We start from the raw sequence: 11,987 nt of genomic DNA on the forward strand, positions 1-11,987 counted from the left end.
GGTCATTCCTCGATCATCGATTGAGACATGACATCGCGGGCCGGCTGCATCAAGTACTGCAACAGCGTGCGTTGTCCGGTGATGATCAACACGTCCGCCGGCATCCCCGGCAATAACTTGCGCTCACCCAGGGTGCGCACGCCCTCCTCGGTTACCCGGACCCGCGCCAGGTAATAGGCAGCCCCGGTCTTTTCATTGGTCAGCCGGTCAGCCGATACGCTGCTGACCTCGCCTTCGATCACCGGCGTCGTCGAACTCTTGAACGCACCGAAACGGATATCGGCACGCTTGCCGATGGCGATGCGATCAATATCCACCGGTGCCACCTGGGCCTCTATGACCAGCTCGGAAACCGATGGAACGATGTCCAGCAACGGCGTTGCCGGCCGCACCACACCACCAATGGTGTGCACTGTCATGCCAATCACCATGCCCGCGTCGGGTGCGCGGATGACGATATGGCTGAGCCGGTCTTCCAGGGCCGAGGTTTTCTCTTGCAGGTCGTATATCCGGGTCTGGACCTCGGCCAGCTGCTTGACAACGTCGGCACTGAAATCTTTGTCGACCTGCAGAATCTGCAGCTGCGTTTCGTTGATCTGCAGACGCGTCCTGTTAATAGTGGAACGGTGATCAGCCACCTCCGACCTGAGCATCCCCAGCTTGCGCTCCTGCTCGAGCAGACGTTGTTTGTCAACGAACCCCTGCTTCAGCAGGTCGGTCAATTCATTGATTTCACTGCTGTAGGATTTCTCCAGACTAACCTTGGCACCGATCATCGACTCCAGTCCCTTGATCTGTTGATTCAACTGGCCAATACGCTCGCGCAACACCGCTATCTGGCCCAGCCGCGAGCCCTGCCGAGCGTTGAACACCTGAGTCTCGCCCTGACGCGCTTCCTCTCCCCGCAGGCTGGCGAGATCGGCGATCTTGCCAAAACCGATCACCGGTAGCGTGTCGCGCTCGGCGATGAGCCTGGCCTCCATGGCTCTGGCCGCGAGCAGCTGGCTTCGGGCTATCTCGTACTCGAAGCGCAACTGGGCATCATCGAGAATGATCAGCGGGTCATCACGCTGGACGATGTCACCGTCATGGGCCAGCACCTCTTTGACAATGCCCCCCTCAAGGTGCTGGACCGTTTTGCGATAAGCCTGCACGGTGACCACCCCCGGCGCATAAGCAGCGCCGTCGAGGGGCGCGATCGCCGCCCAGGTGCCGAACAGGCCGAAAGTCACCCCTACAATGCCAAGGCCCAGGCGGCGGATTTTACGATCGGCTATGGGCAGGTCAGCGAAGCTTTCAATTTGACGGCTGGGCATCGTAGGGTTCATTGCCATTGCCCTTGCTAGTCTCGACCGGGGCCATGCTGGCGCCTACTGGTGCTGGCATGGCGTGCTTTGGTACCTGCGGTTGCTGCGCATTGAGTTCGGCCAGCACATGGTCGCGTGGCCCATAGAGCGTGATAACCCCAGCTCTCATCACCATGAGCCGGTCAAGTTGCGAGACGATGTTGGTTCGGTGAGTAATTACAAACAGCGTCGCGCCGGTCTGCTTGAGCTGCTGGATGGCTGCGGCCAGGGCCCGATCACCGACTTCGTCAAGGTTGGAATTGGGCTCGTCGAGAATAATCAGTCGCGGGTTGCCATACAGGGCGCGAGCCAGTCCGATGCGCTGGCGCTGCCCTCCCGAGAGCATGACTCCCTCGCTGCCGATGATGGTGTCGTAGCCATCGGGCAGCAGCAAAATCATCTCGTGAACGCCCGCCGTCCTGGCCGCTTGAATGACTTTCGCCGAATCGACCTCGGCAAAACGGGCAATGTTTTCGCCAACGCTGCCTTCGAACAATTCAATATCCTGGGGCAAGTAGCCTATATGCGGGCCAAGCTCATGCTTGTCCCAGGTGCTGATGTCTGCGCCATCCAGCCGGACCACCCCATGCTGCGGCGCCCACACCCCCATCAGAGCTCTGGCCAGGGTCGACTTGCCCGAGGCACTTGGACCGATGATTCCCACCACGCAACCGGCAGGTACGCTGAAGCTGATGTTCTTGATGATCGGCGTTTTCGAGCCAGGTGCCGCGACTATCAGATTCTCGACCTGCACGTGCCCCTGGGGCGCAGGTAAAGACAGACGCTCGGCTTGCGCTTGTTGTTTGTCGAGGATCTCGTTCAGACGACTGTACTGCGAGCGAGCGGCAATAAAGCCCTTCCAGCTACCGATGATCAGATCGATGGGGGCCAGTGCCCGCCCCAGCAGTACGGCCCCGGCAAACACCATGCCTGCGCCCACCTGATGATCCACCGCCAGGTAGGCCCCCAGCCCCAGCACCAGTGATTGCACCAGAAGCCGGAAAGACCGGGAAATCGTACTGACAATCGCTGCTCTATCACTCGCCAGGGACTGCAGCAGCAGCACGTTCCTTTGCCGGCGCCCCCAGCGATCCATCAGGGTTTCAAGCATGCCCATGGACTCGATGACTTCGGCGTTGCGCAGGTTCTTCGTGGTGTAGAGCGTCGCGCCGATATGCTCCTTGTTGGCCTGGGCCAGTACCGGCCCGGTCAGCTTCTCATTGATAAATGCGAGCAATAACAACAACAGAGCACTGCCGGTCGCTACCCAGCCAAACCAGGGGTGAAACGCGAACATCACCGCGATATAGATCGGCAGCCAGGGCGCGTCGAAAAAGGCAAACAACCCGTTACCGGAGAGAAACTGCCTCAAGCCCGTCAAGTCGTTGAGCGACTGCGCCGAGGCATCCATGCCGCCACTTTCCAGAGCCCGTTTGAAACTGGCCTTATAGACCTGGCGACTCAACAACACATCCAGCCGGGTACTGACCCGAACCATGATCCGCGAACGGATCCATTCCAGGGAGGCAAGCGTGATCAGCAGCCCGGTCATGATCAGGGTTAGCATTGCCAGGGTCGTCAGGCTTCCGCTCGACATCACTCGCCCATACACCTGAAGCATATAGAAGGTAGGGACGAGCATTAACGCGTTAATGAAAAAGCTGAAGAAGCCAACAGAAACAAAGCTGTCTCTACAGATTTTCAACGCGTGCTTCAGACTGTTTTCAGGTGTGCTTCGCATTGAAACCCCTGCTCGAAACGCCATCCTTTGTGGAGCTTAGATCATGCCGAACGACTGCGTTGAGCAATTGGCCAGATCGCCTCAGGCAAGTCGCCTGGAACGGGAAGAACCAAGCTTCAAGCAGGCCGCCATGCTGTTGATGGCCGAGCACCGAATGGCGCTAGCAGAATTGGGTCAACTGAAACTATCCCCCTAAAACGCCAAAGCCCCCGTTAAACGGGGGCTTTGGCTAGACATTTTACCGATTGTCTCTGGTCACCCAGCACGACTTAGAACGGAATGTCGTCATCGAAGCTGTCGAAGTCCGGAGCCGGCTGCGGTGCGGCCTGCTGAGGTGCCGGGCGCTGTTGTGGCGCGGACTGCTGTGGACGCGGAGCCTGCTGGCGTGGCGCCTGGTTGTAGTTGTTGCCGCCTTGCGGGGCGCCGTCCTGGTTCTGTGGACGGCCGCCGAGCAGCTGCATGGTGCCCTGCATGTCGACGATGATTTCGGTGGTGTAACGCTTGATGCCGTCCTTTTCCCACTCACGGGTCTGCAGCTTGCCCTCGATGTAGACCTGCGAGCCTTTGCGCAGGTATTCACCGGCGATCTCGGCAACCTTGCCGAACATCGAAACGCGGTGCCATTCGGTACGCTCGACCTTCTGGCCGGTCTGCTTGTCAGTCCACTGCTCGCTGGTCGCCAGGCTCAGGTTGGTCACGGCGTTACCGTTGGGCAGGTAGCGGACTTCGGGATCCTGGCCGCAGGTACCGACCAGAATGACTTTGTTAACCCCACGGGCCATAACGTTCTCCTAGGCTTCGCACGCGGAGGAAGCCGGGTTTACCAGGCGTTCCAGGGTCGTGCGATCCAAAATTTGTGTATCAAGTTTGATATAGATGGCGGCTTCATCGGCCACCACCACTGCGTCGGTCACACCCGGTACGGCCATCAGCCGCTCGGTCAGCCCCGCTTCCCGTACCGCCTCGGCCGATAACGGCATGCGCAGGCTGGTCACGTACGGCGGTTCACGCATGCTCAGCGCCACGACCCACCACAGGGCACACAACGCTGCGCAGCCAAGGAACACCGTGCTCAGGCCACCGTGCTGGAACAACCAGCCACCGAGAATTCCTCCCAGCGCGGCACCAAGGAACTGGCTGGTGGAATACACCCCCATGGCCGTCCCCTTGCCGCCGGCGGGCGACACCTTGCTTACCAGTGAAGGCAAGGATGCCTCCAGCAGGTTGAAGGCAGTAAAGAATATCACGGTGCCGATCACCAGTTCGCGCAAGTTGTCTGCTGACAGCCAGAAGAACAGCTCGGTGAGCATCAACACACTGACCGCGCCCAGCAGGACACGTTTCATCTTGCGCTTTTTTTCGCCGTAGATGATGAACGGGATCATTGCAAAGAATGAAATCAGCAAGGCGGTCAGGTACACCCACCAGTGCTCTTCCTTCGGTAGCCCGCCACGTTCGACAAAGGCCAGGGGCAAGGCGACGAAGCTGGCCATCAGGATCGCGTGCAGGACGAAGATGCCTACATCCAGGCGCAGCAGGTCCGGGTGACGCAAGGTCGGCCCCAGGGCCTGCTTGGCCACCCCCGACTCACGATGCTGCAACGCACCGTGTGACGCCGGCACCACGAAGGCAATCAGGCCGATACCGACCAGGGCCATGGCCGCAGTGGCCAGGAACAGCCCCGACAGACCGAAGGCGCGGGTCAGCAGCGGGCCGACGACCATGGCCACGGCGAACGACAGGCCGATGCTCATGCCAATCATGGCCATGGCCTTGGTCCGGTGCTGTTCGCGGGTCAAGTCAGAGAGCAAGGCCATGACCGCGGCAGAAATCGCCCCGGCGCCTTGCAGGATACGTCCGGCGATCACCCCCCAGATCGAGTCGGCCTGGGCTGCCAGCACGCTGCCCAGGGCAAAGATCACCAGGCCCAGGTAGATCACCGGGCGCCGACCGATGCGATCGGAGATCACCCCGAACGGAATCTGCAGGAAAGCCTGGGTCAGGCCGTAGGCACCAATAGCCAGGCCGATCAGTGCCGGGGTGGCCCCGGCCAGGTCCATGCCATAGGTCGCCAGTACTGGCAGGACCATGAACATGCCCAGCATACGGAAGGCGAACACCAGGGCCAGGCCGCCTGCGGCGCGGGTCTCGCTGCCACTCATGCGTTCGCTGTGGGGATCGTGCATGGATAAACCTCGTGTGAACCGGCGGCGATTCTACCAGCCCCATCGCTTAACGGCATATACGCGACGCTTTGCCGCGTAATGGCATGGAGCCGTATACTCAACCGTTTATGCCCGCCGAGCGAGGCCGCAGTGGACAAGATCCTGATTCGTGGGGCACGAACCCACAACCTGAAGAACATCGACCTGACCCTGCCCCGGGACAAGTTGATCGTCATCACCGGCCTGTCCGGTTCCGGCAAGTCGTCCCTGGCCTTCGATACCCTGTACGCCGAAGGCCAGCGCCGCTACGTCGAATCCCTGTCGGCCTATGCCCGGCAGTTCCTGTCGATGATGGAAAAACCCGATGTCGACACCATCGAAGGGTTGTCACCGGCAATTTCCATCGAGCAGAAGTCGACCTCGCACAACCCGCGTTCGACCGTCGGCACCATCACCGAGATCTACGACTACCTGCGCCTGCTCTACGCCCGCGTCGGCACCCCGCGCTGCCCGGACCACGACATCCCGCTGGAAGCGCAGACCGTCAGCCAGATGGTCGACCTGGTGCTGGCCCAACCCGAAGGCAGCAAACTGATGCTGCTGGCGCCGGTGATTCGCGAACGCAAGGGTGAACACCTGGCGGTCTTCGAAGAACTGCGTGCCCAGGGCTTTGTCCGTGCACGGGTCAACGGCAAGCTGTTCGAACTCGATGAGCTGCCGAAGCTGGACAAGCAGAAAAAGCACACCATCGAAGTGGTGGTCGACCGTTTCAAGGTTCGCGAGGACCTGCAGCAGCGCCTGGCCGAATCCTTCGAAACCGCGCTGAAGCTGGCCGACGGCATTGCCTTGGTCGCATCAATGGATGACGAGCCGTTCGAAGAGATGATCTTCTCCGCCCGCTTCGCCTGCCCGATCTGCGGCCATGCGATCAGCGAGCTGGAGCCCAAGCTGTTCTCCTTCAACAACCCGGCCGGTGCCTGCCCGACCTGCGACGGCCTGGGGGTCAAGCAGTTCTTTGACACCAAGCGCCTGGTCAATGGCGAGCTGACCCTGGCCGAAGGCGCGATTCGCGGCTGGGACCGGCGCAACGTCTATTACTTCCAGATGCTCGGCTCGCTGGCCGCGCATTATGACTTCAGCCTCGAAATCCCCTTCGGCGAACTGCCGGCGGAGCAGCAGAAGGTCATCCTCCACGGCAGCGGTAAACAGAACGTCGACTTCAAGTACCTCAATGACCGAGGCGACATCGTCAAGCGCTCGCACCCGTTCGAAGGCATCGTACCGAACCTGGAGCGCCGCTACCGCGAGACCGAATCGGCAACCGTGCGTGAGGAGCTGGCCAAGTTCCTCAGCACTCAACCCTGCCCGGATTGCCGCGGCACCCGTCTGCGTCGTGAAGCACGGCACGTGTGGGTCGGCGAGAAGACGCTGCCGGCCGTCACCTGCCTGCCGATCGGCGATGCCAGCGGCTATTTCGGCGGCCTGAAGCTGACCGGCCGACGTGGCGAAATTGCCGACAAGATTCTCAAGGAAATCTGCGAGCGCCTGCAGTTCCTGGTCAACGTCGGCCTCGACTACCTGACCCTCGACCGCAGCGCCGACACCCTCTCGGGCGGTGAAGCCCAGCGTATCCGCCTGGCCAGCCAGATCGGCGCCGGGTTGGTGGGGGTGATGTACATCCTCGACGAGCCATCCATCGGCCTGCACCAGCGCGACAACGACCGCCTGCTCGGCACCCTCAATCACCTGCGCGACATCGGCAACACGGTGATCGTGGTCGAGCACGACGAGGACGCCATTCGACTGGCCGACTACGTGGTGGACATCGGCCCGGGTGCTGGCGTGCATGGCGGCCAGATCGTCGCCGAAGGTACCCCCGCCGAGGTGATGGCCCATCCTGATTCGCTGACCGGCAAATACCTGTCGGGGCGGGTCAAGATTGCCGTACCGGCCAAGCGTACTGCGCGTAACAAGAAGCTCTCGCTCAAGCTCAAAGGCGCGCGCGGCAACAACCTGCAGAACGTCGACCTGGAAATTCCGATCGGCCTGCTGACTTGCGTGACTGGCGTGTCCGGTTCGGGCAAGTCGACGTTGATCAACAACACCCTGTTCCCGCTCAGCGCCACCGCGCTCAACGGTGCCAGCACCCTGGAAGCGGCGCCGCACGACAGCTGCGACGGCCTGCAGCACCTGGACAAGGTGGTCGACATCGACCAGAGCCCGATCGGCCGTACCCCGCGCTCGAACCCGGCGACCTACACCGGTTTGTTCACGCCGATCCGCGAACTGTTCTCAGGCGTACCGGAATCGCGCTCGCGTGGTTACGGCCCGGGGCGTTTCTCGTTCAACGTCAAGGGCGGGCGCTGCGAGGCATGCCAGGGTGATGGCCTGATCAAGGTCGAGATGCACTTCCTGCCGGATATCTACGTGCCTTGCGATGTGTGCAAGAGCAAGCGCTACAACCGCGAAACCCTGGAAATCAAGTACAAGGGCAAGAACATCCACGAGGTCCTGGAAATGACCATCGAGGAAGCGCGCGAGTTCTTCGACGCGGTACCGGCGCTGGCGCGCAAGCTGCAGACGCTGATGGATGTCGGCCTGTCGTACATCAAGCTCGGGCAGTCGGCGACCACCCTGTCCGGTGGCGAGGCGCAGCGGGTCAAGCTGTCACGCGAGCTGTCCAAGCGCGATACCGGCAAGACCCTGTACATCCTCGACGAGCCGACCACCGGCCTGCACTTCGCCGACATCCAGCAGTTGCTCGATGTACTGCACCGTCTGCGCGATCATGGCAACACTGTGGTGGTGATCGAGCACAACCTGGACGTGATCAAGACCGCCGACTGGATCGTCGACCTTGGCCCCGAGGGTGGCTCCAAGGGCGGGCAGATCATCGGCTTTGGTACGCCGGAAGACGTGGCCGAGATGAAGCAGTCGTACACCGGCTACTACCTCAAGCCGCTGCTGGAACGTGACCGCGCCTGATGTAGGCGCGCTGCAAAAGAAAAAGCCCCGCACTGGCGGGGCTTTTTTTGTTCGGGAAAATTACATCTGCGATTGCAGGTAGTTTTCCAGGCCGATCGACTTGATCAGGCCCTGCTGCTTTTCCAGCCAGTAGGTGTGATCTTCTTCGGTATCGGCCAGCTGCACGCGCAGGATGTCGCGGCTGATGTAGTCCTTGTGCAGTTCGCACAGTTCGATGCCTTTGCACAGCGCAGCGCGCACCTTGTATTCCAGGCGCAGGTCGGCGGCGATCATGTCCGGCACAGTGCTGCCGACGTCCAGGTCGTCAGGACGCATGCGCGGGGTGCCTTCCAGCATGAGGATACGACGGATCAGGGCGTCGGCGTGTTGCGCTTCTTCTTCCATTTCGTGGTTGATGCGCTCGTAGAGCTTGCTCAGGCCCCAATCTTCGTACATCCGCGAGTGGATGAAATATTGGTCACGTGCCGCCAGTTCGCCCGTCAGCAACGTGTTGAGATAATCGATTACGTCCGGGTGACCTTGCATCGCCCTGCCTCTCCCTGTGTGAAAGGTATAGTTTGAACCAGGATGACCGGAAGGTCACTGAGAATCGGGCATAAAAGTGCAAAAAAGTGGGTAAACGGTAGTGATATTCATTGAAAAACCGCCCAATTGAGGGCGGTTCTTCTTATCACTTCGACTTAGGCGAGATTCAGGCCCAACGCCTTGGCAATCCCTTCGCCATAGGCCGGATCGGCCTTGAAGAAGTGTTGCAACTGACGCTGAACCACGTCTTCAGACACCCCGGCCATGGCGCCGGCGATGTTGCTGATCAGCAGGGCCTTCTGCTCGGGATTCATCAGGCGGAACAACGCGCCGGCGTGACTGTAGTAGTCGGTGTCTTCGCGGTGATCGTAACGATCGGCGACACCGTTCAGGGCCAGTGGCGGCTCAGCGTACTGAGGCGCCTGCTTCGGCGCATTGGCGTAGCTGTTCGGCTCGTAGTTCGGTGCCGCACCGCCGTTGCTGCCAAACGCCATCGAACCATCACGCTGGTAGCTGTTCACCGGGCTGCGCGGGGCGTTGACCGGCAGTTGCTGGTGGTTGGTACCGACACGGTAGCGATGCGCATCTGCGTAGGCGAATACGCGCCCCTGGAGCATGCGGTCTGGCGACAGGCCAACACCCGGCACCATGTTGCTCGGGCCGAACGCGGCCTGCTCGACTTCGGCAAAGTAGTTCAGTGGGTTGCGGTTGAGTTCCAGCTCGCCAATCTCGATCAGCGGGTAGTCCTTCTGCGACCAGGTCTTGGTCACGTCAAACGGGTTCTCGTCGCGGCTGGCCGCTTCTTCTTCGCTCATCACCTGGATGCACACGGCCCATTTCGGGAAATCGCCGCGCTCAATGGCTTCGAACAGGTCGCGCTGGGCGTAGTCCGGGTCGGTGCCGGCCAGGCGCGCGGCCTCGGCAGGTGCCAGGTTCTTGATGCCCTGCTTGGTCTTGAAGTGCCATTTGACCCAGGTACGCTGGCCCTGGGCATTGATCAGGCTATAGGTGTGACTGCCGAAACCGTGCATGTGCCGGTAGCCGTCCGGAATCCCGCGGTCGGAGAACAGGATGGTGACCTGGTGCAATGCTTCGGGCGAATGCGACCAGAAGTCCCACATCATCTGCGCTCTCTTCAGGTTGCTTTGCGGCAGGCGCTTCTGGGTGTGGATAAAGTCGGGAAACTTCAGCGGATCACGGATGAAAAACACCGGAGTGTTGTTGCCAACGATGTCCCAGTTGCCTTCCTCGGTGTAGAACTTCAGGGCGAAACCACGTGGGTCACGCTCGGTATCGGCCGAACCACGCTCGCCACCGACCGTGGAGAAACGCAAGAAGGTCTCGGTCTGCTTGCCAACGTTGCTGAACAGCTTGGCGCAGCTGTACTGGGTGATATCGCGGGTGACGGTGAAGGTGCCATAGGCACCCGAGCCTTTGGCGTGTACGCGCCGCTCAGGGATGTTCTCGCGGTTGAAGTGCGCGAGCTTTTCGATCAGGTGGAAGTCGTCCAGCAACAACGGGCCACGCGGGCCTGCCGAACGCGAATTCTGGTTGTCGGCCACCGGCGCGCCGCTGGCGGTGGTCAGTATTTTGTTCTGGCTCATGCTCTCTCTCCCTATCGGTCTTGAACGGCCGGCTAATCGGCGTGGGATGAGTATTGACCACAACTATGACAGCAACAAATTCATTAACTGACTCACATCAATAGATTATTACAATACATATAGACACAAAAAACCGGGCACTAGGCCCGGTTTCTTGTTACAGACTGTTCGCCTTACTCAGCAGCTTCTACCGAGCCACCGACAGGACGATCAACCAGCTCGACGTACGCCATAGGTGCGTTATCGCCAGCGCGGAAGCCGCACTTGAGGATACGCAGGTAGCCGCCCTGACGGGTGGCATAGCGCTTGCCCAGATCGTTGAACAGCTTACCGACGATTTCTTTCGAACGGGTACGGTCGAAAGCCAGACGACGGTTAGCAACGCTGTCTTCCTTGGCCAGGGTGATCAGCGGCTCGGCAACGCGGCGCAGTTCCTTGGCTTTTGGCAGAGTAGTTTTGATCAGCTCGTGCTCGAACAGCGACACCGCCATGTTTTGGAACATGGCCTTACGGTGAGAGCTGGTACGGCTCAGGTGACGTCCACTTTTACGATGACGCATGGGTTCATTCCTTACCAAACACTACGTTCGGTGATTACGACGATCAGGCAGTCGCCTTGTCGTCCTTCTTAAGACTTGCAGGCGGCCAGTTGTCGAGGCGCATGCCGAGGGACAGACCACGGGAGGCCAGAACGTCCTTGATTTCAGTCAAGGATTTCTTGCCCAGGTTCGGAGTCTTCAACAGTTCTACTTCGGTACGCTGAATCAGGTCGCCGATGTAGTAAATGTTCTCCGCCTTAAGGCAGTTGGCCGAACGTACGGTCAATTCCAGATCGTCAACCGGACGAAGCAGGATCGGATCGATCTCGTCTTCCTGTTCGACTACCACTGGTTCACTGTCACCTTTGAGGTCGACGAACGCAGCCAGCTGCTGTTGCAGGATGGTTGCAGCACGACGGATGGCCTCTTCAGGATCCAGGGTACCGTTGGTTTCCAGATCAATTACCAGCTTGTCCAGGTTGGTGCGCTGCTCGACACGGGCGTTTTCCACCACGTAGGCGATACGGCGAACCGGGCTGAACGAAGAGTCGAGCTGCAAGCGACCAATGCTGCGGCTTTCGTCTTCATCGCTCTGACGCGAATCGGCCGGCTCATAACCACGACCACGAGCTACGGTGAGCTTCATGTTCAAGGCGCCGTTGGACGCCAGGTTAGCGATTACGTGATCGGGGTTAACGATCTCGACATCATGATCCAGCTGAATATCGGCAGCGGTAACCACCCCCGAACCCTTCTTCGACAAGGTCAGCGTAACTTCGTCACGACCGTGCAGTTTGATAGCCAGGCCTTTCAGGTTCAACAGGATTTCAATGACGTCTTCCTGTACACCTTCGATTGCCGAGTACTCATGGAGTACACCGTCAATCTCGGCCTCGACTACTGCACAGCCAGGCATGGAGGACAACAGGATGCGGCGCAGCGCGTTGCCCAGGGTATGGCCAAAGCCACGCTCGAGAGGCTCGAGCGTGATTTTAGCGCGGGTTGGACTGACGACCTGCACATCGATGTGGCGGGGCGTCAGGAACTCATTTACCGAAATCTGCATGGATGCACCTATTTTC

Annotated in this window: 9 protein-coding genes; 1 reads left to right on the forward strand and 8 read right to left on the reverse strand. The window is 60.1% G+C overall.

Annotated elements, in window-relative coordinates:
• Positions 1 to 2 precede the first annotated feature (2 nt).
• From PspR32_RS23175 to PspR32_RS23190, 4 genes are all read right to left on the reverse strand, one after another.
• Positions 3 to 1,316, reverse strand: coding sequence for an HlyD family type I secretion periplasmic adaptor subunit (locus tag PspR32_RS23175; RefSeq protein WP_159389230.1), 1,314 nt, complete (start codon positions 1,314 to 1,316; stop codon positions 3 to 5).
• Positions 1,297 to 3,087, reverse strand: a complete 1,791-nt coding sequence (locus PspR32_RS23180) for a type I secretion system permease/ATPase (protein ID WP_026001144.1) — start codon at positions 3,085 to 3,087, stop codon at positions 1,297 to 1,299. Before PspR32_RS23180 ends, PspR32_RS23175 begins: the two co-directional genes overlap by 20 nt.
• A 269-nt stretch (positions 3,088 to 3,356) precedes the next feature.
• Positions 3,357 to 3,869 (reverse strand): single-stranded DNA-binding protein, encoded by a 513-nt coding sequence (locus tag PspR32_RS23185; RefSeq protein ID WP_010220326.1) that lies wholly within the window; start codon positions 3,867 to 3,869, stop codon positions 3,357 to 3,359.
• A gap of 9 nt (positions 3,870 to 3,878) precedes the next feature.
• Entirely contained in the window at positions 3,879 to 5,273 is a 1,395-nt protein-coding gene (locus tag PspR32_RS23190; RefSeq protein ID WP_010220325.1) for an MFS transporter, read from the reverse strand.
• A 129-nt stretch (positions 5,274 to 5,402) separates the two neighbouring features.
• On the opposite strand from PspR32_RS23190, the gene uvrA reads away from it, so the two are divergent.
• Entirely contained in the window at positions 5,403 to 8,237 is a 2,835-nt protein-coding gene (uvrA, locus tag PspR32_RS23195) for an excinuclease ABC subunit UvrA (protein WP_010220324.1), read from the forward strand.
• 60 nt (positions 8,238 to 8,297) lie between these two features.
• Here uvrA and bfr read toward each other — a convergent pair whose 3' ends face one another.
• The 4 genes from bfr to PspR32_RS23215 form a co-directional block, all read right to left on the reverse strand.
• A complete protein-coding gene (bfr, locus tag PspR32_RS23200; RefSeq protein ID WP_010220323.1) occupies positions 8,298 to 8,762 on the reverse strand; it encodes a bacterioferritin in 465 nt (154 codons plus the stop codon).
• Positions 8,763 to 8,917: 155 nt separating this feature from the next.
• On the reverse strand, positions 8,918 to 10,366 hold the full coding sequence (locus PspR32_RS23205) for a catalase (RefSeq protein ID WP_159389231.1): 1,449 nt from the start codon (positions 10,364 to 10,366) through the stop codon (positions 8,918 to 8,920).
• 173 nt (positions 10,367 to 10,539) lie between these two features.
• A complete protein-coding gene (gene rplQ, locus PspR32_RS23210) occupies positions 10,540 to 10,926 on the reverse strand; it encodes a 50S ribosomal protein L17 (protein ID WP_002555463.1) in 387 nt (128 codons plus the stop codon).
• Between the two features lie 43 nt (positions 10,927 to 10,969).
• A complete protein-coding gene (locus PspR32_RS23215) occupies positions 10,970 to 11,971 on the reverse strand; it encodes a DNA-directed RNA polymerase subunit alpha (RefSeq protein ID WP_003186012.1) in 1,002 nt (333 codons plus the stop codon).
• Positions 11,972 to 11,987 lie beyond the last annotated feature (16 nt).

It is taken from the genome of Pseudomonas sp. R32, assembly GCF_009866705.1.
Classification (GTDB): domain Bacteria; phylum Pseudomonadota; class Gammaproteobacteria; order Pseudomonadales; family Pseudomonadaceae; genus Aquipseudomonas; species Aquipseudomonas donghuensis.

Bases quoted from the DNA above. Each gene is read 5' to 3' on its own strand.
- PspR32_RS23215 (WP_003186012.1), bottom strand. From the start codon at position 11,971: ATGCAGATTTCGGTAAATGAGTTCCTGACGCCCCGCCACATCGATGTG.
- PspR32_RS23180 (WP_026001144.1), bottom strand. From the start codon at position 3,087: ATGCGAAGCACACCTGAAAACAGTCTGAAGCACGCGTTGAAAATCTGT.
- rplQ (WP_002555463.1), bottom strand. From the start codon at position 10,926: ATGCGTCATCGTAAAAGTGGACGTCACCTGAGCCGTACCAGCTCTCAC.
- PspR32_RS23205 (WP_159389231.1), bottom strand. From the start codon at position 10,366: ATGAGCCAGAACAAAATACTGACCACCGCCAGCGGCGCGCCGGTGGCC.
- PspR32_RS23175 (WP_159389230.1), bottom strand. From the start codon at position 1,316: ATGCCCAGCCGTCAAATTGAAAGCTTCGCTGACCTGCCCATAGCCGAT.
- PspR32_RS23185 (WP_010220326.1), bottom strand. From the start codon at position 3,869: ATGGCCCGTGGGGTTAACAAAGTCATTCTGGTCGGTACCTGCGGCCAG.
- bfr (WP_010220323.1), bottom strand. From the start codon at position 8,762: ATGCAAGGTCACCCGGACGTAATCGATTATCTCAACACGTTGCTGACG.
- PspR32_RS23190 (WP_010220325.1), bottom strand. From the start codon at position 5,273: ATGCACGATCCCCACAGCGAACGCATGAGTGGCAGCGAGACCCGCGCC.